We start from the raw sequence: 20,522 nt of genomic DNA on the forward strand, positions 1-20,522 counted from the left end.
TAACACTTGGCCGGAATTCCGGCTTGCCGTCCCCCGTCCCACGCGCATCAATGGAACCGGAAATTCCGACGGACCGTCAGATTCAGCTCGCGCGGCGTCCCGCACCACGCCCGTGAAGCCCGGCCGTCCGTCGGGACGCACCCCCCGTCCATCCCCACATGGCAGTCCCCACCACGGGAAGGGAACCGGATTCCATGAAAGGCAAGCGCACAGGCACTGGTGCGGCACTGGCCGTCGGCACGCTCGCGGCCCTCGGGCTCGCGTTCGCACCCGCCGCCCTGGCCGTCACCCCGGACACCGCGACCATCGACGCGGACTGTGGCCTCTACGGCAGCGGCGAGGCCACCCTCACCGCCACCCAGGACGGCACCGCCGCCACCGTCACCGTCACCTCGGCGATCAACGCACCGCTCGCCCTCGACGAGGACTCGATCGCCTCGACCCTCACCTTCGTGAACGCGAACGGCGGCACCACCACCTTCACCGGCACGGAGAACCCCGCCATCGCGGCCGGCGACCCCGTCACCGTCGGCCCGCTCAACGGCACCGTGGCGTCCGGCGACAGCCTGGAGTCGTACGGCGGCTCGCTCCAGATCGTCGTCTTCGGGATCACCGTCACCTGCACGGCGACCGGTCCGCAGTCGCCCGGACCCTTCGTGTTCGACTGATCCTCCCGGCACGTCCCGTGGTTGCCGCAGAAACTGACAGCTCGTCAGGTTTCTGCGGCAACTCCATTGACTTCTCACGCGATCCACACATCAATGCCCCCTGTCGGCACAGGACTTCAGGAGCTTCCGGAGGGGGCACATCCATGGGTTCGACGACTCGAAGACGCCGTCTGGCGTCCTTTGTCGGGGCGACCGCGCTCGCGGTCACCGCGGGCGGTGCACTGGCCTGTCCGGCCGGTGCCGCCACGAACGTGGACTTCGCCACGCACTGCATCCCGCCCGCGGTCGCGGGCATCCCGCCCATCGACGGCACCACGACGGCCGCCATCGCCGTGGACAACACCAGCCCCAAGGTGGGCGACACCGTCACCGTGACGTACACGGTGGTCAAGCCGGCCGCCAGCAATCCCACGGCCATCGCACTGCCCGCCGACATCATGACGCCGACCGGCAAGGTCACCCTCGGCGGCGCCCAGACCGGTGCCGTGACGGTCGCCGGACCGAAGAAGAACGACCCGGTGCCGGGCAACGGCGCCTTCCCGTCGTTCTCGATGACCGGCACCTTCAAGGTCACCTCCCCCGGCGCGATCACGCTCTCGCCCGGCGACTACAACATCCACACCAGCTACATCCTCGAACTGGACACGCCCTGCACGGTGATCACCCCGCCCGCCCCGGTCTCCGAGACGGTCACCGCGACGGACGCCAACCCCGTCAACGAGCGGGACATCGCGCTGGGTTCGGCCTCCGGGAAGCCCGGCGACAGCGTCACCGTCACCGGCAGCAAGTTCACCCCGGGCGCGACGGTCACCCTGGCCGGGCGGTCCGGCGCTGCCCAGACCGCGGACACCGCCACCGCGACCGCCGACTCCTCGGGCGCGTTCAGCGGCTCGCTCGTCGTCAACGACAAGACGACGACCGGTGTCGTGGCGTACGAGGGCAGCGTGTTCAGCGACGCCAAGGGAGCGGGGCCGAAGGCGTACGTCGTCATCGACGACACTCCCGTTCCGGACGGCAGCCAGAAGGTCACCACCACGGTGAAGGCGGGCACGCTCTCCATGTCCCAGGCCGGGGACGCCGTCAGCCTCTCGGCGGTGGACTACGGCAAGGGCGGGGCCTCGACCGGTGACCTGAACAAGGTGACCGTCCAGGACTTCCGCGGCGGACCCGCCGGCTGGTCCCTCACCGGCAAGGTCACCGACTTCACCGGACCCGGCGCCAAGATCGACGCCGGTGCGCTGAGCTGGAGCCCCGCCTGCGCCACCAAGGCGGGCAGCCCGAGCACCTGCCAGGCCGGTTCCGCCGGCGCGGTCGGATCCTCGGGTGCGACTCTCGCGTCCACGCCCAACGGCACGCTCACCGGCGGTGAGTTCACCGTGGACGCCGGACTCTCCCTGAACGTACCGGCGTTCACGCCTCCCGGCACGTACTCCGGCGTTCTCACCCTCACGCTCAGCTGACCGTACGGGCGCCCGCACCCGCCCGTCCGCCTCTTGGGGGTCCGCACCCATGCGCAAGCTGTACGTCCTCTTCCTGAGCCTCTTCCCGAGCCTGTTCCTGGTCACCGCCGCCGCACCCGCGCACGCAGCCGACAACGGCAGCTGGTCCGTGTACCCGGCCGCCTCCCAGATCGCGGCGCGGCCCTACTTCTACCTCTCCGCCGACCCCGGACAGAGCATCGACGACAAGGTGGTCGTCACCAACAAGACCGGTCGGCCGCTGACCTTCCGGCTCTACGCCGCCGACGCCTACAACACCGCCCGCGACGGCGGCTTCGCCGTGCGTACGGTCGCCGAGAAGCAACGCGGGGTGGGGGTCTGGGCGAAGCCCGCGAAGTCCCGGGTGACCGTCCCCGCGCACGGCAAGGTCACCGTGCCCTTCATGCTGTCGGTGCCCGAGGGCGCCGAACCGGGCGACCATCCCGGCGCGCTGGTGGCGCTGGACGAGCGGATCGACAAGGGCGACGGCGCGGTGGCGCTCGGTGTGCAGCGGGCCGTCGCCGCGAGGATCTATCTGCGGGTGGGCGGACCGACGGTGCCGGCGATCGCCGTCGAGGACGTCCGCGTCAGCCACCACCAGCCGCTGGTACCGGGGTTGGGGGACAGTGGTGCGACGATCTCGTACACCCTGCGCAACACCGGCAACGTCACTCTGAACCCGAAGGTGGAGCTGCGGGCCACGGGGTTGTTCGGGCGTACCTTGCTCGCCCGCGAACTCGCCAGAATCCCGGGGGAGTTGCTGCCCGGGCAGCGCGTCCGGCTGAGTGAGCCGTGGCAGGGCTCCCCGCAACTCGACTGGGGCGACGTGAAGTTGACGGCGAGCGCGAAGGACACACGGGAGTCGGCGAGCGCGTCCTTCTTCGCGTTGCCGTGGCTGGTCGCGGTGGCGCTCGGGGCGGGGGGTGCCGTGGGGACGGTGCTGTTCGTCAGGGCGCGGCGGGCGCGGACTCCGGTCGTCTAGTCACGGCCCAGCGTGCGGCGCAGGATCCCCTTCTTCGACGCGGGGCGCTCTGCGGGAGGAGGTTCCTTCGAGGCGACGAGCTCGGCGACGGTCAGGCGGGCGTATTCGGTGCGGGTGTAGGGCTCGTCCCGCTCCGAGTGCCACGACTCCCTGGTGAGCTCCAGCAGCCAGCTCGTCTCGGAGGTCCGGAACACGAGGTGGCCGTACTCCGTGGGGCGGTAGAGGCCATCCCGGTAGGAGAGGCTCAACTCCTCGGCGCGTGCGAGAGCCTGCTCCCTGCCGCCCTCCACATGGACCTTCTTCTTCAGGAGCCAGTTGCTGTCGCTCCAACCCTGGTTCTCCTCGATGAGGACGTACCACTCGCCCACGACGCCTCCCCTCAGAGCGCGTCCGGACCGCGCTCGCCCGTCCGCACCCGTACGACCGTCTCCACCGGCAGCGCCCACACCTTGCCGTCACCGATCTTGCCCGTCCGGGCGGCCTTGACGATCGCGTCGATCACCGCGTCCGCGTCGGCGTCGTCGACGACGACCTCGATGCGGACCTTGGGGACCAGGTCGACCTGGTACTCGGCGCCGCGGTACACCTCGGTGTGGCCGCGCTGCCGGCCGTAGCCGCTGGCCTCCGTCGCGGTCAGACCCTGGACGCCGATCTCCTGGAGCGCGGTCTTGACCTCGTCGAGGCGGTACGGCTTGACGATCGCGGTGATGAGCTTCATGCCTGGGTCTTGACCTTCTGGGCGGAGGGGACGGGGGACGCGCCGACCGGGGCACCGTGGCCCAGGACGCCGTGATCGTATGCGGTCTCGGCGTGCACCGTAAGGTCCAGGCCGGTGTGCTCGTGCTCCTCGTCGGCCCGGAAGCCGAGCACCTTGTCGATCAGCTTCCCGATGCCGTACGTCACCAGGAAGGCGTACGCCCCCACGGCGACCACGGCCACCAGTTGCTTGCCGAGCTGGGCGAGCCCGCCGCCGTACAGCAGTCCCTCCGTGCCACCGGTCATCTCCTTCACGGCGAACACGCCGATCAGGAGCGTGCCGATGACTCCGCCGACCAGGTGGACGCCGACCACGTCGAGCGAGTCGTCGTAGTCGAGCTTGAACTTCCAGCCCACCGCGTAGGAGCAGACGACACCGGCGGCCAGGCCGACGACGAGTGCGCCGAGGAGGGAGACCGAGCCGCAGGACGGGGTGATCGCGACCAGGCCCGCGACCGCGCCGGAGGCCGCGCCCAGGGTGGTGGGGTGGCCGTCGCGCTTCTGCTCGACGAAGAGCCAGCCGAGCAGGCCGGTGCAGCCGGCGGCGAGGGTGTTGAGGAAGGCCGCGGCCGCGAGGCCGTTGGCGCCGAGAGCCGAGCCCGCGTTGAAGCCGAACCAGCCGAACCAGAGCAGGCCCGCGCCCAGGACGACCATGGGGAGGTTGTGCGGCCGCATCGCGTCCTTCTTGAAGCCGAGACGCGGGCCGAGGACGAGCGCGAGGGCGAGACCGGAGGCACCGGAGGTGATCTCGACGGGCAGACCACCCGCGAAATCGAGCGCGCCGAGCTTGTCCAGGACCCAGCCGCCCGGGCCCCACACCCAGTGGGCGACGGGAACGTATACGAGCAGTGCCCAGACCGGGACGAACACCAGCCATGCCCCGAACTTCGCGCGGTCCGCGATCGCGCCGCTGATCAGCGCGGCCGTGATGATCGCGAAGGTGAGCTGGAAGGTGGCGAAGAGGAGGGTGGGGACGGTGCCGTGGACGCTGTCGGGGCCGAGGCCGCTCATGCCGGCGTGCTTCAGGTTGCCGATCATGCCGCCGAACGTGTCGTCGCCGAAGGCGAGGGAGTAGCCGGCGGCCAGCCACACCACCGTGACCAGGGCGATCGACACGAAGCTCATCATCAGCATGTTGAGGACGCTCTTCGTGCGGACCATGCCGCCGTAGAACAGGGCGAGGCCCGGGGTCATCAGCAGGACGAGGGCGGTGGCGGCGAGCAGCCAGGCGGTGTCACCGGTGTCGATGCCTTGTGCGGCGAGGGACATGGAGGTCTCCAACGAGGTGGGGGCTCGTCAGAGGGTCACCGGCCTGCGTTTCCGGTTGTGCACGGGGGTGTTTCCGCCGTGTTTCATTGCGCTGGGGTTTCCGGAAGCTCACGGTCGGGCCGGTGCGCGGGCGCCTGTGCGGCGGGGCTCTGTGGATCAGGGAGAATGGGGCGCATGAGCGTTCGCAGTCAGTCATCCGAGCCGCCGGCATCTTCGGAGGCACCCCACCGCGCCGGCTTCGCCTGCTTCGTGGGCCGCCCCAACGCGGGCAAGTCCACCCTTACGAACGCTCTGGTCGGCCAGAAGGTGGCGATCACCGCGAACCAGCCGCAGACCACGCGGCACACGGTACGCGGGATCGTGCACCGGCCCGAGGCCCAGCTGATCCTGGTCGACACCCCCGGACTGCACAAGCCGCGCACGCTGCTGGGGGAGCGGCTCAATGACGTCGTGCGGACGACCTGGGCCGAGGTCGACGTGATCGGCTTCTGTCTGCCGGCGAACGAGAAGCTCGGGCCCGGTGACCGTTTCATCGCGAAGGAACTGGCGGGGATCAAGAAGTCCCCGAAGGTCGCGATCATCACCAAGACGGACCTGGTCGACTCCAAGACCCTGGCCGAGCAGCTGATCGCCGTCGACCAGCTCGGCAAGGAGCTGGGCATCGAGTGGGCGGAGATCGTCCCGGTGTCGGCTACCGCGAACAAGCAGGTCGACCTGCTGGCGGACCTGCTGATCCCGATGCTTCCCGAGGGCCCGGCGCTCTACCCCGAGGGCGACCTCACCGACGAGCCCGAGCAGGTGATGATCGCGGAACTGATCCGCGAGGCCGCGCTGGAGGGCGTCCGCGACGAGCTCCCGCACTCCATCGCGGTGGTCGTCGAGGAGATGCTCCCCCGCGAGGACCGCCCCGCCGACAAGCCCCTCCTCGACATCCACGCCTTCGTCTACATCGAGCGCCCCAGCCAGAAGGGCATCATCATCGGCCCCAAGGGCAAGCGCCTGAAGGAGGTCGGCATCAAGTCCCGCAAGCAGATCGAGGCACTCCTCGGCACACCGGTCTTCTTGGACCTCCACGTCAAGGTGGCGAAGGACTGGCAGCGGGATCCCAGACAGTTGCGGAAGTTGGGGTTCTGAGCGGGGTGGTGGGCGTCGAGGGTTGCGGGCGGATGGGGGCGCTGGTGGGCATGCCGGCCGCGCGGCGGTAGCCGTATGTCGATGCGGCTTGGGCTTCCACGTCAAGGTGGCGAAGGACTGGCAGCGGATTCCAGACAGTTGCGGAAGCTGGGGTTCTAGGGGGTCGCCGTCTGCGGGGACAGGTCCTGCAGGCCCACCACCCTCAGCAGTTGGAGTCGTTCGTACGCCTCCGTGCCGGGGCGGGCCGTGTGGACCACCAGGAGGTGGTGGTGTTCGTGGCTGACCATGACCTCGCAGTCGAGTTCCAGTAGGCCGACCACGGGGTGCACGAAGCGTTTCGTCGCCTTGTTGCGCTGGGACACCTCGTGTTCGTCCCACAGCCGCGCGAACTCCTCGCTGGACGCACGGAGTTCGGCCACCAGCGCGGCCGGTTCCGGATCGTCGGGCCGGGCCGCGGCCACCGCGCGCAGGGTGGCGACCTGCGTGCGCGCGTGGTCCGCGAGATCCTCCTCGGGGAAGAGCGTGCGCGCGGTCGGGTCCAGGAAGAAGCGCCGGACCAGGTTGCGGTCGCGGCGCGGACGGGACATCGCGTCGCCCACCAGGGCCCTGGCCATCGCGTTCTGCGCCAGCACCTCGCCGCAGTCGTTCACCACCTGCGCCGGGGTGTCGTGCAGCCGGTCCAGGATCAGCAGCAGCCCCGGGCGGACGTGCGCCGACGCCGTCTCGCGGCGCGGGGGCTCCTCGCCGGTCAGGTGGAACAGATGGTCCTGCTCCACGTCGGTCAGGCGCAGCGCCCGGGCCAGCGCGGTCAGCATCTGCCGGGACGGGCGGGGGCCACGGGACTGCTCCAGTCGCGTGTAGTAGTCCACCGACATCCCCGCCAGCTGCGCCACCTCCTCGCGGCGCAGACCGGGCGTGCGGCGCCGGGCGCCCGGCACCAGACCCACGTCGGACGGGTTCAGCCGGGCACGGCCACGGCGCAGGAAGTCGGCGAGTTCGGCTCGGTTCACCCCTCCAGCGTGCGGCACCCCGTCCGGCTTATCCAGGGTCTGCCGATCCCCTGATCAAGAGGTCTCTCCCGGTGCCCGCGCGGCCGTTCCACGCTGGTCCGGACGAGAGGAGCACAACATGCTGACTGTGGTGACAGGTACGACCGGACAGGTCGGCCGGCGCTTCGTGCCCAGGCTGCTGGCGCAGTCCCGCCCGGGGGAGCAGGTACGGGTGCTGGTGCGGGACACGGCCCGCGGTGAGCCCTTCGCGGAACTCGGCGCCGAGGTCGTCGTAGGAGATCTGCGCGACACCGACGTCCTCGGCAAGGCCGTCGCGGGCGCCGACGCGGTGGTGAACGTCGCCGCGGCGTTCCGGGGAGTGCCGGACGAGGAGGCCTGGGCCGTCAACCGGGACGCGGCCGTGGAACTGGGCCGTGCCGCGGTGGCCTCCGGCGTCCGTCGGTTCGTCCAGGTCAGCACCGGTCTTGTGTACGGCGAGGGGCGGGGGCGCCCGGTGACGGAGGAGGACGAGAGCCGGCCCGGCGGGTCCATGTGGGGTGCCTATCCCGCGTCCAAGGCGGAGGCCGAACGGGAGCTGTTCGCGCTGGAGGGGCTCGACGTGCGGGTCGGGCGGCTTCCCTTCGTCTACGGCGAGGGGGATCCGCATCTCGCCCAGTCCCTGATGTGGGCGAAGAACTGGGCGTCGGCCCAGCGGCTGCACATGGGGCACCACGCTGATGTCGCCCAGGGGCTGTTGCGGATCCTGTATGCGCCGGGGATCTCGGGGCGGGTGTACAACATCGCCGACGACGCGCCTGTGACGGCGGTGGAGTTGCATCAACTCAACGGGGCTGAGATTCCGGGCGAGTCGTACGAGCGGGTTGATCCCGATCCGTGGCTGGTGATCATGTCCACGGAGCGGATTCGGCGGGAGCTGGGGTATCGGCCGCTGTTCCCGTCGGTGTACGCGGCTCGGGAGGCGGGAGCGCTGTAGCTCTGGGCCGGTTGTCGTCTGCGGCTCGGTGGGGGCTGGTCGCGCCCACGCGGCGGAGCCGCACATCGATACAGTCCCGCGCCCCTGACGGCATCTAGTCAACGCCCCTTATACGGCCGACCAGCACCGCCCCCGCCAGACCCACCGCCGCCGCCAATCCGTACAGGACCCGGTATCCCCCCAGGTGCGTGACGATCGGTGCGGCGATGGCGGGGGCCGCCACCTGGGGCAGGGAGTTGGCCACGTTGATGACGCCCAGGTCCTTGCCCCGGTCGAGAGCCGTCGGCAGGACGTCCGTCATCAGTGCGAAGTCGACCGACATGAACACCCCGAGGCCCACCCCCAGCAGTGCCGCCACGACGATCGCGCTCGGCCAGGTCTGCCACACGGCGAGCACGCCCGTGGCCACCGCCATCAGCACACCGGACCAGCGCACGAACGGCTTGCGGCGCCCGACCCGGTCCGACCAGACGCCGCCCACCACGACCGTGGCCAGCAGCGCCACGCTGTCCACCGCGGTCAGGATCAGCACGCCCTGCTCGGGGTCGTCGTAGTGGAGGCTGTCCCGCAGGTAGTAGAGGAGGTAGAGGAGCACCAGGGCGTTGCTGAGGTTGATCAGGAAGCGGGTCAGCCAGGCCCAGGCGAAGTCGGGGTGGCGGCGGGGGCTCAGCCAGAAGCCGCGCGCGAACGACCCCCACGACCAGGCGGGGCGGTCCGCCGCCGCCAGCCGGAGATCACGCTGGCGGAGCACGTACGGCAGCACCCCCGCCAGCGTGAACACCGCGCACGCGGCATAGCCCGCCGCGATCCCGCCCGCCGCCGTCGCCAGACCCGTGCCCACGACCGCGCCCAGGATCTGCGCCGCCCCGATCCAGCCGCCCACCGCGCCCCGCTGCAACCGCGGCACCCGGTCCGGGACGGCCGCCGTGACCGCCGCGAAGGCCGCGTTCAGGGTCAGCTGGACCAGACACCAGCCGAGCGTCATGACCCACAGCCCGCCCGCCCCGCCGAGCACCAGCAACGACAGCGCGCCGCCCGCCGCACCGGCCACGATCCAGGGGCTGCGGCGGCCCCGGCGGGCCGTGGTCCGGTCCGACAGCGCGCCGAAGAACGGGTTCGCCGCCAGCGACACCACCGCGCCCACGCCGGTCACCCAGGCCAGCAGCGTCTCCTTCGACATCCCGGCACCGGGCGCGAAGTCCTCCGCCTGCCGGGCCAGCAGGATCTGCAGCGGGCCGTACCAGCCCACCCAGATCGCCACGTTGGCCAGCGACAGGGACGCCGTCCAGCCCTTGCCGACCCGGTCGACGGGTTCGGCGAGGGCGTCCGGGCGGGCGGTCGTCATTTCTGGGCCCGGAGCAGCTCCTGGTACCACGCGTACGACGCCTTGGGGGTCCTGGCCAGCGTCTCGAAATCGACGTGCACCAGCCCGAACCGGCGGGCGTACCCCTCCGCCCACTCGAAGTTGTCCACCAGCGACCACACGAAGTACCCGCGCACGTCCACGCCTGCCTCGACCGCCTGGTGCAGGGCGCGGATGTGGCCGTCCAGGTAGGCGATCCGGTCCTGGTCGTCGACACCCTCGTAGGAGCAGCCGTTCTCGGTGATGACGACGGGCGGGAGGCGGTCGGCGTAGCGCTCACGGAAGCCGGTGAGGAGTTCCGTCAGCGCCTCGGGCACCACCGGCCAGCCGAAGTCCGTCACCGGGACGTCCTCGATCTCCCGGACCGAGAAGGGGAGTTCGGCCGGGATCGTCAGGCCGCCGAACTCGATGTCCGCGCCCTGCGGGGCGCCCACCCTGGTCGGCGCGTAGAAGTTGACGCCGTAGAAGTCCAGCGGCTCCCCGATGACCTTCAGGTCGGCCGCCACGTCACCCGGCATCAACTCGCCGAGACCGGCGGGGTATTCGCCCAGCAGGACCGGGTCCGCGAACAGGCGGTTCAGCAGGACGTCGTAGAAGTCCGCCGCCTCCACGTCGGCGGCCTCCTGGGACGCCGGCCACGTCGGCCCGTGCGAGTTGGCGATGCCGATGTCCGTGGCGCCGGCCGCGCGCAGGGCCTGGACGCCCAGTCCGTGGGCCAGCAGCAGATGGTGGGCGACCGGCAGCGCGTCGAACATCAGCTGCTTGCCCGGTGCGTGAGCGCCCAACGCGTGCCCGAACAGGGTGTGTTCGGCGGGCTCGTTGATGGTGATCCACTTCTTGACGCGGTCGCCGAGCCGCTCGGCGACGACCGAGACGTACTCCGCGTAGCGCGCCGCGGTGTCCCGCTCCAGCCAGCCGCCCCCTTCCTGGAGGGTCACCGGCAGGTCCCAGTGGAAGAGCGTCGGGACCGGACGTACCCCCGCCGCGACCAGTTCGTCCACGAGACGGTCGTAGAAGTCGAGGCCGCCCTCGGCGCGCACCCGCGGCCAGGAGATCGAGAAGCGGTACGCGTCCACGCCCAGGCCGGCCAGGAGGGAGACGTCCTCGCGGTAGCGGTGGTAGTGGTCGCAGGCCACCGCCGCCGTCGAGCCGTCCTTCACCCGTCCCGGCTCGGCCGTGAAGGTGTCCCACACGGACCGCTCACGCTCGTCCGCCGCGCCCTCGATCTGATGGGCCGAGGTCGAGACGCCCCACAGGAAGCCGGCCGGGAACCGGGGGATCGCATGCTCTTGAGTCGCCATGCGCCGGATCATCGGTACCGGCGGGTAGGGAAGTCAACGGGCAGGCGTGAACAAGCAGTTAAGCGCCCTCTTTGAGCACCTTCGAGATCAGTTCCCGCTGCTCCTCCGTCAACCGGGGGTCGGCCGCGTACACCGTCCTGCCGTCCACGGTGATCTCGTAACTGAAGCCGTCCGGGACCCCGATGGGCCGGGTGCCCCGGCCGGCGGCGAGAGCCTTCTCGGCCAGGGCCCGCCATTCGTGGGCATCGGGCCGCCCGGAGGTGTCGACCTCCTTGTGCCGCTCGATGCCCGCGAATCCGCCCGTGCGCCGCACCTGAATACGCATGGGTCCCTGTCTAGTACGGACTCAGAGGATCCGCACCCCGACCTGCTCCCAGGCCTTCGACACGGCCTGCAGTTCGTCGCCCTCGTCGAAGCGGGCCTTCGCCGCCGCGACCGTGAGCTTCGCGAAGTCGGTGAACAGGGCCCGGTCCGAGAGTTCGCCGCCGGCCAGGACGTCGTACCAGATCTGTCCCGCCTTCTCCCAGGCATGGCCGCCGAGTGCGTTGGCCACCAGGTAGAACGCGTGGTTGGGGATGCCGGAGTTGATGTGCACGCCGCCGTTGTCGCGGCCGGTGCGGACGTAGTCGTCCATGGTCGCGGGCTGCGGGTCCTTGCCGAGCACGTCGTCGTCGTACGCGCTGCCCGGCTCCTTCATGGACCGCAGGGCCTTGCCGGAGACGCTGGGCGCGAGCAGGCCCGCGCCGATCAGCCAGTCGGCCTCGGCGGCGGTCTGGCCGAGCGTGTACTGCTTGATGAGCGAGCCGAAGACGTCGGACATCGACTCGTTGAGGGCGCCCGGCTGGCCGTAGTACGTGAGGTTCGCCGTGTACTGCGTGACGCCGTGGGTGAGTTCGTGGCCGATGACGTCGATCGGGATGGTGAAGTCGAGGAAGATCTCGCCGTCACCGTCGCCGAACACCATCTGCTCGCCGTTCCAGAAGGCGTTGTTGTAGTTCTCGTCGAAGTGGACGGTCGCGTCGAGCGGGAGGCCGTCGCCGTCGATCGAATGGCGCGCGTAGGCCTTCAGGTAGAGGTCGAAGGTGGCGCCGAGACCGGCGTAGGCGCGGTTGACGGTGGCGTCCTGGCCGGGCTCGGAGCCCTCGGCACGGACCTTCCTGCCCGGCAGGCCGGTCCTGTGCCCGGCGTCGTAGATGGTGCGCAGCGGCTGGTCCGACGGTGCCTTCGCCGTCGGCGCGGCCGCCAGGCCGAACTCGGTGGTCACGCGGCGGCGGCCGCGCAGCTCGCTGTCGCGCATCAACGTGCGCCGGGCGGGACCGGAGAGTGCGGGGTCGTCGTTCCTGGCCAGCTTGTCGAGGACATGCGGCGGAATGACGGTGCAGAAGACGGGCTCGAAGCCCCCGTGAGTCGTCATGCCCGGCACCCTTGCACTGAGTCATGACCGTGTCACTACCCGCAACCATGATTGGTGAAATATGCGGACAGGGAAGCGCACGCTCCGTGACGAAGTGGTATGGCGCACTTTTTGTCCCATTCGCCCCCCGGGTCCCGCATACTGATACGGCGCCCCGCACGGGGAGCGGCTCCGCTAGCATTCTGCGCATCATGCGTTTCGGGCTGCTTCTTCTTAGCTGCCGCGGCGAGGGCCTGTAGTCCAGGTCGACTCCCTCCCCGCGGAGCTTCGTGTTGCGTGTCGGCCGTCCTTCCCGGACATCCTGAGGAGCCCCGCAATCATGGCGAACCGCCAGCAGCCCAGCACCATGCCGATCCACAAGTACGGCCGGTACGAGCAGGTCGACATCCCGGACCGCACCTGGCCGGACAACCGGATCACCGTCGCCCCCCGCTGGCTCTCCACCGACCTGCGTGACGGCAACCAGGCCCTGATCGACCCGATGTCGCCCGAGCGCAAGCGCCGGATGTTCGATCAGCTGGTCAAGATGGGCTACAAGGAGATCGAGGTCGGCTTCCCGGCCTCCGGGCAGACGGACTTCGATTTCGTACGGTCGATCGTCGAGGAGCCGGGCGCGATCCCGGACGACGTCACCATCTCCGTGCTGACCCAGGCCCGCGAGGACCTGATCGAGCGGACCGTCGAGTCACTGAAGGGCGCCAAGCGCGCGACCGTCCACCTGTACAACGCCACGGCTCCCGTCTTCCGCCGCGTGGTCTTCCGCGGCTCCAAGGACGACATCAAGCAGATCGCCGTCGACGGCACCCGCCTGGTGATGGAGTACGCGGAGAAGCTGCTGGGCCCCGAGACCGAATTCGGCTACCAGTACAGCCCCGAGATCTTCACCGACACCGAGCTGGACTTCGCGCTGGAGGTCTGCGAGGCGGTGATGGACGTCTACCAGCCGGGTCCGGGCCGCGAGATCATCCTCAACCTGCCCGCCACGGTGGAGCGTTCGACGCCGTCCACGCACGCGGACCGCTTCGAGTGGATGAGCCGCAACATCTCCCGCCGCGAGCACGTCGTCATCTCCGTCCACCCGCACAACGACCGCGGCACCGCCGTCGCCGCCGCCGAGCTGGCGCTGATGGCCGGCGCCGACCGCGTCGAGGGCTGTCTGTTCGGGCAGGGCGAGCGCACCGGCAACGTCGACCTGGTCACCCTGGGCATGAACCTGTTCTCGCAGGGCGTCGACCCGCAGATCGACTTCTCCGACATCGACGAGATCCGTCGTACGTGGGAGTACTGCAACCAGATGGAGGTCCACCCGCGCCACCCGTACGTGGGCGACCTGGTCTACACGTCCTTCTCCGGCTCCCACCAGGACGCCATCAAGAAGGGCTTCGACGCCATGGAGGCCGACGCGGCGGCGAAGGGCGTCACCGTCGACGACATCGAGTGGGCGGTCCCGTACCTGCCCATCGACCCCAAGGACGTAGGCCGTTCGTACGAAGCCGTGATCCGGGTCAACTCGCAGTCCGGCAAGGGCGGCATCGCCTACGTCCTGAAGAACGACCACAAGCTGGACCTGCCCCGCCGGATGCAGATCGAGTTCTCCAAGCTCATCCAGGCCAAGACGGACGCCGAGGGCGGCGAGGTCACCGGCTCCGCCATCTGGGCGACCTTCCAGGACGAGTACCTGCCCAACCCCGAGAACCCGTGGGGCCGTATCCAGGTCAGGAACGGCCAGTCGACGACGGACACCGACGGCGTGGACACCCTGCGGGTCGAGGCGACGGTCGACGGCGAGGACACCGTCCTGACCGGCAGCGGCAACGGGCCGATCTCGGCCTTCTTCGACGCACTGGCCAAGGTCGGCATCGACGCCCGGCTGCTGGACTACCAGGAGCACACGATGAGCGAGGGTGCCTCCGCGCAGGCCGCCTCCTACATCGAATGCGCGATCGACGGCAAGGTTCTGTGGGGAATCGGCATCGACGCGAACACGACGCGTGCGTCACTGAAGGCGGTCGTCTCCGCCGTCAACCGAGCCGCGCGCTAGTCCCTCTGACCGGGGGTTTTGGGGCCTTGATCGCTGTATACGGCGATCAAGGCCCCGTCGTTTATCGGCCATCGGCGCGTGGAGGTCACGGGTAGGTCTCGTCGGGGGGCTGACTCCGCCCCGCTGATGTGGCTAACATCACGCAAGCGCGGCGATGTTGCCGCGGCGTTACGCGGAGGTGCGACGTGCTGCCAGGACGGGGACGAACCGGTGCCGCCAGGCCTGCGCGCCTCCTGGGCACCCGTACCGCGTGGACGACCGTCGGCGACGGCGAGTTCTTCTGCCCCGGATGCGGGGGCGACCGCAACTTCCAGCGCCTGACCGGCCGTCGCCGCCTCGTCCTGCTGGGCGTACCGGTCCTGCCGCGCGGCGACACCGGCCCGGTGGTGGAATGCGCGGCCTGCCGACGCCACTTCGGCACGGACGTCCTCGACCACCCGACCACGACCCGCTTCTCCGCGATGCTCCGCGACGCCGTCCACACCGTCGCCCTCGCGGTCCTGGCGGCGGGCGGCACCTGCTCGCGCACCTCCCTGGAGACCGCGGCCGCCACGGTCCGCGCGGCGGGCTTCGACGACTGCACGGAGGACCAGCTGGAGGCCCTGGTCGAGGCCCTCGCCGCGGACACCGGCCGGGTCTACGACCGCCCCTGCGGAGCCGGCCTCGCCATAGAGCTCCATGAGGCCCTCGACCCGCTCGCCCCCCACCTCGCCCCGGCGGGCCGCGAGTCGATCCTCCTCCAGGCCGCCCGCATCGCCCTCGCGGACGGCCCGTACACCCCGGCGGAGCGGGACGTCCTGACCACCGTGGGTACGGCTCTGACGATCTGTGCGGACGAGGTGGCGCGGCTGCTGGCGGCGGCGCGGACGCCCTCCTGACACTCTCGCCCCGAGGGCCGCGAGTCGGGCCTGCTTCAGGCGGCCCGTACACCCCGGCGGAGCGGGACGTCCTCGCCACCGTGGGCTCGGCCCTGGCGACGTCACCAGGCTGCTGGTCGCGGCCCGGACGCCGTCCTGATACTCCCCCGGGAGTAGTCCGCGCCCCGGGCCACCCCCGGCAGTACGGCCCGACTCGCTCTCCCGCCCGACGAACACCGGCCCTTTCGCCGGAAGTCTGGAAGCGATCCAGACATCCGAACCGGAGGGAGGCCCGTCGATGGGGGCCGCAAAGATGAGCGCACGGCGACGACGTGCCGTGCCCTGGCTGGTGCTGGGGTTGTGGATCGTCGTCCTGGCGGCAGTGTCGCCGTTCGCGTCGAAGCTCGCCGACGTGCAGCGGGACCGGGCCGTGGACTATCTGCCGGCGAGCGCGGACTCGACGCAGGTCGCGAAGATCCAGGACCGGCTGCCCGGAGGCGAGGCCACGCAGATGGTCGTCGTCTACCACCGGGACGGTGGGTTGACGGCGGCCGACAAGGCGACCGCCGCCGGGCAGATCGGGCGGATCGCGGACGCGCACACGCTCACCGCCGAGCCGCAGGGCATTCCGTCCAAGGACGGGACCACCGTGATGTATCCCGTCGCCAGCACCGAGCCGGGAACGGACGAGAAGGCCCGCGACCGCCTCGTCAACGACGTGCGGGACATCGCGAAGGGCGAGGACGGGCTCGGCGTCGAGGTCGGCGGGGAAGGGGCCCTCGCCACCGATGCCGGCGAGGTCTACGACTCCCTCGGCGGGCCGCTGCTCTACACCACCGCCGCGGTGGTGGCCCTGCTGCTGATCGTCATCTACCGCAGTCCACTGCTGTGGCTGGTGCCGCTCGGGGTCGCGGGCATGTCGGAGTTCCTGGCGCGGGCCGTCGCCTACGGGCTCAACCAGGGCTTCGGAACCTCCGTCACCGGTCAGAGCTCCGGCATCATGACGATCCTCGTGTTCGGCGCCGGGACCGACTACGCGCTGCTGCTCGTCTCCCGGTACCGGGAGGAGCTACGGCGGACCGAGCGGCCGTACGACGCCATGGCGGCCGCGCTGAAGGGCTGCGGGCCCGCCGTGCTCGCCTCCTCCGGGACCGTGGCCGCGGGCCTGCTGTGTCTGCTCGCCGCCGACCTCAACAGCAGCCGCGGCATGGGCCCGTTGGGGACGGTCGGGGTGCTGGTCGCGCTCGCCGCGATGATGACCCTGCTGCCCGCGGTCCTCGTGCTCCTCGGCCGCCGGGTGTTCTGGCCGCTGGTGCCGCGCTACGGCAGCACCCCCAAGGTCCGCCGGTCGCTGTTCGCCGCGATGGGCAGCTCGGCCGGGCGGCGGCCGCTCACCGTGCTGGCCGGCGGGGCCGTGCTGCTCGGGGCGCTGGCACTGGGCGTGCTGAACCTGCCCGGCAGCATCAAGCAGGAGGACTCCTTCACCAGCAAGCCCGACGCCGTCGCCGCCATGGGGACGCTCGCCAAGGCCTATCCGGAGCGGGGCACGCAGCCCATCGGCGTCATCACCCCGGCCGACCGCGCCGACGCGACCCTCGCCGCGATCCGTGGCACCCAGGGCGTCGACAGCGCCCAGAAGGGCCGTAGCGGAGACGGGTGGACCGAGATCACCGTCATGGCGGACAGCGCTCCCCAGTCCGCCGGGGAGACCGCGACCATCAAGGCCCTGCGCGACGGACTCGACGGCTCCTACGTCGGCGGGCCCAGCGCCGAGCAGCTCGACCTGAAGGACACCAACGCGCGGGACCGGACGATCGTCGTGCCGATCGTCCTCGTCTCCGTGCTGCTCATCCTGATCGCCCTGCTGCGGTCCCTCGTCGCGCCGCTGATCCTCGTGGCCGCCGTGGTCGCCGTGTGGGGCGCCGCCCTCGGCATCGGCGGACTGGTCTTCGGGCCGGTGTTCGGGTTCGAGGGCACCGATCCGGGGCTCGGGCTGCTGTCCTTCGTGTTCCTGGTCGCCCTCGGCGTCGACTACGGCATCTTCCTGATGCACCGCATGCGCGAGGAGTCCCTGGCCGGCGCCGAACCGGTCACCGCCGCCCTCACCGCACTGCGCACGACCGGCGGGGTCATCGCCTCGGCGGGCCTGGTCCTCGCAGCAACCTTCGCGGTGCTCACCAACATGCCGCTGGTCCAGCTCGTCGAGCTGGGCTTCGTGATCGCGGTGGGCGTGCTCCTCGACACCTTCCTCGTGCGGACCTACCTCGTCACCAGCGCGGCCGTCGCGCTGCGGCGGAAGGTGTGGTGGCCGGGCCCGCTGTCCCGGGCGCCCGAGCAGCCGGTCCGGACCGAGCGTCAGCCGGAACGAGTGTGACGAGGTCACTCCTGGGCGCCCTTCCCTCCCGGAAGGGCGCCTTCCTCCCCGAGGATGACACCGTGCACGAGACCACGAGGCCCCGGCTGGGGGACCGGATCATGGCGGCGGTCAACCGCGACCCGCGGACCGCCCCGCACGGCACCCGCAACGACGCGCTGCTCGCCGTCGTGCTGGCGGTGGTGGCCGTGTGCGTCGCGCTGTTCACCGACGAGGCCCGCCGCCCGGACGCCTTCGGGTGGACGCTGCTGCTGGCCGCCCATGTGCCGATCGTGTGGCGGCGGCGCCGGCCCATGCTCGTGCTGGCCGCGTTGGTGGCGCTGATCGTGCCGTACCACGCCCTCGACAACAACCATCTCGCGCCCACCCCGGTCGCCTACGTCGCCCTCTACACGGTCGCCGTCACCGGCCGCCCCCTGCGGACGGTCCTGACGGGCGTCACCGTCCTCGGCCTCTCCACGAGCGTCATGCTCACCGTCAGCACCCACCAGGCCGTCGAACTGCTGCGGATCTCCGGCTGGATCATCGCCGTCCTCTTCTGCGGCATCGACGTCCGCTACTACCGCCAGTACGTCGCCTCCATCGTCGAGCGCGCCGTCCGCGCCGAACGCACCCGCGAGGAGGAGGCCCGCCGCCGGGTCGCCGAGGAACGTCTGCGCATCGCCCGTGACCTGCACGACCTGCTCGCCCACAGCATCACCCTGATCGGCGTCCAGACGTCCGTCGCCGCGCACGTCCTGGCGGCCGACCCCGAACGCCTCGACCGGGAGGCGGTCGCCAAGTCCCTCGACGACATCGCCGATACCTGCCGGACCGCGCGCGGCGAACTCCGTACCACCCTGGAGGTACTGCGCGAGCACGAGCACGGCCTGTCCGACACCCGCGGCCCGCTGCCCGGCCTCGACGGCCTGCCCGACCTCGTCGCGGCCGCCCGGCTCTCGGGCGCCCGCGTCGAACAGGACCTGCGCATCCGCACCGATCCGCCGCCCGCCGTCGGCGCCGCCGCGTACCGGATCGTCCAGGAGGCGCTCACCAACGCGGTCCGGCACGCGGGACCCGGACCCGCCGTACGCCTGAGGCTGTACGACGAACCGGGCGCCCTGCGGGTCTCGGTGATCGACGACGGCACCGGGCCCACCCCCGGCAACACCCCCGGCTTCGGGCTCGTCGGCATGCGGGAGCGGGCCCGCAGTGTCGGTGGCACACTCGACGCCGGACCACGCCCGGACGGCGGCTTCGAGGTGACGGCGGCGCTGCCGCTCACCATGGGGGAGGGAACCGTATGACCATCCGCGTGCTGCTCGCCGACGACCAGACCCTGGTGCGGGCCGCGTTCGCCATGCTCGTCGAGTCGGCGCGGGACATGGAGGTCGTCGGAGAGGCGGGCAGCGGACGGGAGGCCGTGGGTGCCGCCCGCGAGGTGCGGCCCGACCTGGTGGTGATGGACATCCGCATGCCCGACCTGGACGGCATCGAGGCGACCCGGCTCATCGCGGCCGACGAGAACCTCGCCGGGGTGCGGGTGCTGGTCCTGACCACCTACGACACCGACGAGAACATCGTCGAGGCGCTGCGCGCGGGGGCCTCCGGGTTCCTGGTGAAGGACACCCGGCCGGCCGAGCTCCTCGACGCCATCCGCACGGTGGCGGCCGGCGAGGCGCTGCTCTCCCCGGGGCCGACGGCCCGGCTGATCGAGCGGTTCCTGCGCAGCCCGTCGGTGCCGATGCCGGTGCCGGGCGGTGGGCCCGAATGCCTCTCCGACCGGGAGCGCGAGGTGCTGGCGCTGGTCGCGCGGGGCCTGAACAACACCGAGATCGCCGAGGCCCTGGGCCTCAGTCCGCTCACCGCGAAGACCCACGTCAGCCGGATCATGGGGAAGCTGGGGGCGCGGGACCGGGCGCAACTGGTCATCGTGGCGTACGAGTCGGGGATGGTGACTCCGGGGACCCTGTAGAGCTCAGAGCAGCCCGGCCCCGGCCAGGAATTCACCCACCCGCGCCACCTCCGCCTCCGACAACGGCACCTGCGGCTCCGCCGTCGCCGGGCAGTCGATCACGCCCCGCAGATACAGCGCCGCCTTGAAGGCGCCGAGCGCCGACGACGATCCGCCCATGCGGGTCCGGTCGCCCACCTCCACCATGCCGAACAGGGCGCACAGCCGCTCCTGTTCGGCGCGGGCCGCCTCCCGGTCACCCGCGCGGACCAGGCGGTCGAGACGGACGTACCCCTCGGGGTCGACGTTGGCGAGACCGGGCACCGCCCCGTCCGCGCCGACGGCGAGGGCCGCGTCGACGATGAGTTCGGAGCCGGTCAGGACGCTGAAGCCGGTGATGTCGGGGTGGGCGCGGGCGCCGGAGACGACCGTGCGGAAGCCGGCGAGGTCTCCGCTGGAGTCCTTGAGGCCGGCCAGGACGCCCTCGGCGGCCAGGTCCAGGACCACGTCCGCGGGGAGCTTGGTGTGGACGCCGCTCGGGAGGTCGTACGCGATGACCGGCACCGGGCTGCCGGCCGCGACCAGCCGGTAGTGGCGGGCGATCTCCACCGGGTGGGTACTGGCGTAGAACGGGGCGGTGACGACCACCGCGTCGGCGCCCGCCGCCGTCACCGCCCGCACATGGTCCAGGACCCGGGCCGTCGTCATGTCGATCACCCCGGCCAGCACGGGCAGCCGACCCCCGACATGCCCGGTCACCGTCTCCACCACCAGCCTGCGCTGGGCGTCCGTCAGGAAGGCCGCCTCGGACGACGTACCGAGCACGAACAGCCCGTGCACCCCGCCCGCGACCAGATGGTCGACGAGCCTGAGCAGCGAGGGGACGTCCACCTCGCGGTCCGGTGTCAGGGGCGTGCAGACGGGCGGGACGACACCGGTCAGCGGGGCGGGAAGGGTCATCGGGGCTCC

At 71.1% G+C, this 20,522-nt stretch carries 19 protein-coding genes; 10 read left to right on the forward strand and 9 right to left on the reverse strand.

The annotated features are described in order from the left end of the window. The first annotated feature begins 194 nt into the window (after window positions 1–194). The 3 genes from M2157_RS31950 to M2157_RS31960 all read left to right on the forward strand — a co-directional run bounded on the left by M2157_RS31950 (window position 195) and on the right by M2157_RS31960 (window position 3,128). A complete protein-coding gene (locus M2157_RS31950; protein ID WP_280857535.1) occupies window positions 195–668 on the forward strand; it encodes a hypothetical protein in 474 nt (157 codons plus the stop codon). A 143-nt stretch (window positions 669–811) separates the two neighbouring features. Next, window positions 812–2,128 (forward strand): beta-xylosidase, encoded by a 1,317-nt coding sequence (locus tag M2157_RS31955; RefSeq protein ID WP_280857534.1) that lies wholly within the window; start codon window positions 812–814, stop codon window positions 2,126–2,128. Window positions 2,129–2,177: 49 nt separating this feature from the next. Next, window positions 2,178–3,128 (forward strand): DUF916 domain-containing protein, encoded by a 951-nt coding sequence (locus M2157_RS31960; RefSeq protein ID WP_280866908.1) that lies wholly within the window; start codon window positions 2,178–2,180, stop codon window positions 3,126–3,128. Here the strand turns inward: M2157_RS31960 and M2157_RS31965 are convergent. The 3 genes from M2157_RS31965 to M2157_RS31975 are packed head-to-tail and all read right to left on the reverse strand — an operon-like array spanning window position 3,125 to window position 5,153. Next, window positions 3,125–3,496, reverse strand: a complete 372-nt coding sequence (locus tag M2157_RS31965; protein ID WP_280857532.1) for a hypothetical protein — start codon at window positions 3,494–3,496, stop codon at window positions 3,125–3,127. The two genes, M2157_RS31960 and M2157_RS31965, sit on opposite strands and share 4 nt — an antisense overlap. Before the next feature lie 11 nt (window positions 3,497–3,507). Then, complete coding sequence (locus tag M2157_RS31970; RefSeq protein ID WP_062043211.1) at window positions 3,508–3,846, reverse strand: P-II family nitrogen regulator; 339 nt, start codon at window positions 3,844–3,846, stop codon at window positions 3,508–3,510. Continuing rightward, window positions 3,843–5,153, reverse strand: coding sequence for an ammonium transporter (locus tag M2157_RS31975; RefSeq protein WP_280866909.1), 1,311 nt, complete (start codon window positions 5,151–5,153; stop codon window positions 3,843–3,845). The genes M2157_RS31970 and M2157_RS31975 overlap by 4 nt, the downstream gene beginning before the upstream one ends. Before the next feature lie 174 nt (window positions 5,154–5,327). Between M2157_RS31975 and era the strand changes: the two genes are divergently transcribed. Next, window positions 5,328–6,287: a GTPase Era gene (era, locus tag M2157_RS31980; RefSeq protein WP_057615799.1), complete on the forward strand. Its 960-nt coding sequence runs from the start codon at window positions 5,328–5,330 to the stop codon at window positions 6,285–6,287. 155 nt (window positions 6,288–6,442) lie between these two features. Here the strand turns inward: era and M2157_RS31985 are convergent, their stop codons facing one another. Continuing rightward, window positions 6,443–7,297 carry a helix-turn-helix transcriptional regulator gene (locus M2157_RS31985; protein WP_280866910.1) on the reverse strand — a complete coding sequence of 285 codons (855 nt, stop codon included), beginning with the start codon at window positions 7,295–7,297 and terminating at the stop codon, window positions 6,443–6,445. A gap of 118 nt (window positions 7,298–7,415) precedes the next feature. On the opposite strand from M2157_RS31985, the gene M2157_RS31990 reads away from it, so the two are divergent. Further along, window positions 7,416–8,270, forward strand: a complete 855-nt coding sequence (locus M2157_RS31990; RefSeq protein WP_280866911.1) for an NAD(P)-dependent oxidoreductase — start codon at window positions 7,416–7,418, stop codon at window positions 8,268–8,270. 94 nt (window positions 8,271–8,364) lie between these two features. Here the strand turns inward: M2157_RS31990 and M2157_RS31995 are convergent, their stop codons facing one another. The 4 genes from M2157_RS31995 to M2157_RS32010 are packed head-to-tail and all read right to left on the reverse strand — an operon-like array spanning window position 8,365 to window position 12,348. Continuing rightward, a complete protein-coding gene (locus M2157_RS31995) occupies window positions 8,365–9,615 on the reverse strand; it encodes an MFS transporter (protein WP_280866912.1) in 1,251 nt (416 codons plus the stop codon). Continuing rightward, on the reverse strand, window positions 9,612–10,934 hold the full coding sequence (locus M2157_RS32000) for a GH1 family beta-glucosidase (RefSeq protein ID WP_280857527.1): 1,323 nt from the start codon (window positions 10,932–10,934) through the stop codon (window positions 9,612–9,614). Before M2157_RS32000 ends, M2157_RS31995 begins: the two co-directional genes overlap by 4 nt. A 58-nt stretch (window positions 10,935–10,992) precedes the next feature. Next, window positions 10,993–11,259 carry a protealysin inhibitor emfourin gene (locus M2157_RS32005; RefSeq protein ID WP_059205413.1) on the reverse strand — a complete coding sequence of 89 codons (267 nt, stop codon included), beginning with the start codon at window positions 11,257–11,259 and terminating at the stop codon, window positions 10,993–10,995. A 21-nt stretch (window positions 11,260–11,280) separates the two neighbouring features. After that, window positions 11,281–12,348: a M4 family metallopeptidase gene (locus M2157_RS32010; protein WP_280866913.1), complete on the reverse strand. Its 1,068-nt coding sequence runs from the start codon at window positions 12,346–12,348 to the stop codon at window positions 11,281–11,283. 319 nt (window positions 12,349–12,667) lie between these two features. Here M2157_RS32010 and leuA point away from each other — a divergent pair, with 319 nt between their 5' ends. The 5 genes from leuA to M2157_RS32035 all read left to right on the forward strand — a co-directional run bounded on the left by leuA (window position 12,668) and on the right by M2157_RS32035 (window position 19,574). Further along, the gene (gene leuA, locus M2157_RS32015) at window positions 12,668–14,389 is read left to right on the forward strand and encodes a 2-isopropylmalate synthase (RefSeq protein ID WP_280857525.1); all 1,722 of its coding nucleotides are present in this window, start codon (window positions 12,668–12,670) and stop codon (window positions 14,387–14,389) included. A 185-nt stretch (window positions 14,390–14,574) separates the two neighbouring features. Beyond that, on the forward strand, window positions 14,575–15,267 hold the full coding sequence (locus tag M2157_RS32020) for a TerB family tellurite resistance protein (RefSeq protein WP_280857524.1): 693 nt from the start codon (window positions 14,575–14,577) through the stop codon (window positions 15,265–15,267). Between the two features lie 277 nt (window positions 15,268–15,544). Continuing rightward, the gene (locus M2157_RS32025; protein WP_280866914.1) at window positions 15,545–17,620 is read left to right on the forward strand and encodes an MMPL family transporter; all 2,076 of its coding nucleotides are present in this window, start codon (window positions 15,545–15,547) and stop codon (window positions 17,618–17,620) included. Next, window positions 17,617–18,906 carry a histidine kinase gene (locus tag M2157_RS32030; protein WP_280866915.1) on the forward strand — a complete coding sequence of 430 codons (1,290 nt, stop codon included), beginning with the start codon at window positions 17,617–17,619 and terminating at the stop codon, window positions 18,904–18,906. Before M2157_RS32025 ends, M2157_RS32030 begins: the two co-directional genes overlap by 4 nt. Next, window positions 18,903–19,574, forward strand: coding sequence for a response regulator transcription factor (locus M2157_RS32035; protein ID WP_280866916.1), 672 nt, complete (start codon window positions 18,903–18,905; stop codon window positions 19,572–19,574). The genes M2157_RS32030 and M2157_RS32035 overlap by 4 nt, the downstream gene beginning before the upstream one ends. A 3-nt stretch (window positions 19,575–19,577) precedes the next feature. On the opposite strand, the gene M2157_RS32040 is transcribed toward M2157_RS32035, so the two are convergent. Continuing rightward, the gene (locus M2157_RS32040) at window positions 19,578–20,513 is read right to left on the reverse strand and encodes a dihydrodipicolinate synthase family protein (RefSeq protein ID WP_280866917.1); all 936 of its coding nucleotides are present in this window, start codon (window positions 20,511–20,513) and stop codon (window positions 19,578–19,580) included. Window positions 20,514–20,522: the final 9 nt, after the last annotated feature.

Source organism: Streptomyces sp. SAI-127 (genome assembly GCF_029894425.1).
GTDB lineage: Bacteria > Actinomycetota > Actinomycetes > Streptomycetales > Streptomycetaceae > Streptomyces.

Coding starts and splice junctions, on each gene's coding strand:
- leuA (WP_280857525.1), top strand. CDS start 12,668: ATGGCGAACCGCCAGCAGCCCAGCACCATGCCGATCCACAAGTACGGC.
- M2157_RS31970 (WP_062043211.1), bottom strand. CDS start 3,846: ATGAAGCTCATCACCGCGATCGTCAAGCCGTACCGCCTCGACGAGGTC.
- era (WP_057615799.1), top strand. CDS start 5,328: ATGAGCGTTCGCAGTCAGTCATCCGAGCCGCCGGCATCTTCGGAGGCA.
- M2157_RS31995 (WP_280866912.1), bottom strand. CDS start 9,615: ATGACGACCGCCCGCCCGGACGCCCTCGCCGAACCCGTCGACCGGGTC.
- M2157_RS31960 (WP_280866908.1), top strand. CDS start 2,178: ATGCGCAAGCTGTACGTCCTCTTCCTGAGCCTCTTCCCGAGCCTGTTC.
- M2157_RS32040 (WP_280866917.1), bottom strand. CDS start 20,513: ATGACCCTTCCCGCCCCGCTGACCGGTGTCGTCCCGCCCGTCTGCACG.
- M2157_RS32005 (WP_059205413.1), bottom strand. CDS start 11,259: ATGCGTATTCAGGTGCGGCGCACGGGCGGATTCGCGGGCATCGAGCGG.
- M2157_RS31975 (WP_280866909.1), bottom strand. CDS start 5,153: ATGTCCCTCGCCGCACAAGGCATCGACACCGGTGACACCGCCTGGCTG.
- M2157_RS31990 (WP_280866911.1), top strand. CDS start 7,416: ATGCTGACTGTGGTGACAGGTACGACCGGACAGGTCGGCCGGCGCTTC.
- M2157_RS32010 (WP_280866913.1), bottom strand. CDS start 12,348: ATGACGACTCACGGGGGCTTCGAGCCCGTCTTCTGCACCGTCATTCCG.
- M2157_RS31955 (WP_280857534.1), top strand. CDS start 812: ATGGGTTCGACGACTCGAAGACGCCGTCTGGCGTCCTTTGTCGGGGCG.
- M2157_RS32025 (WP_280866914.1), top strand. CDS start 15,545: ATGGGGGCCGCAAAGATGAGCGCACGGCGACGACGTGCCGTGCCCTGG.
- M2157_RS32035 (WP_280866916.1), top strand. CDS start 18,903: ATGACCATCCGCGTGCTGCTCGCCGACGACCAGACCCTGGTGCGGGCC.
- M2157_RS32000 (WP_280857527.1), bottom strand. CDS start 10,934: ATGGCGACTCAAGAGCATGCGATCCCCCGGTTCCCGGCCGGCTTCCTG.
- M2157_RS31950 (WP_280857535.1), top strand. CDS start 195: ATGAAAGGCAAGCGCACAGGCACTGGTGCGGCACTGGCCGTCGGCACG.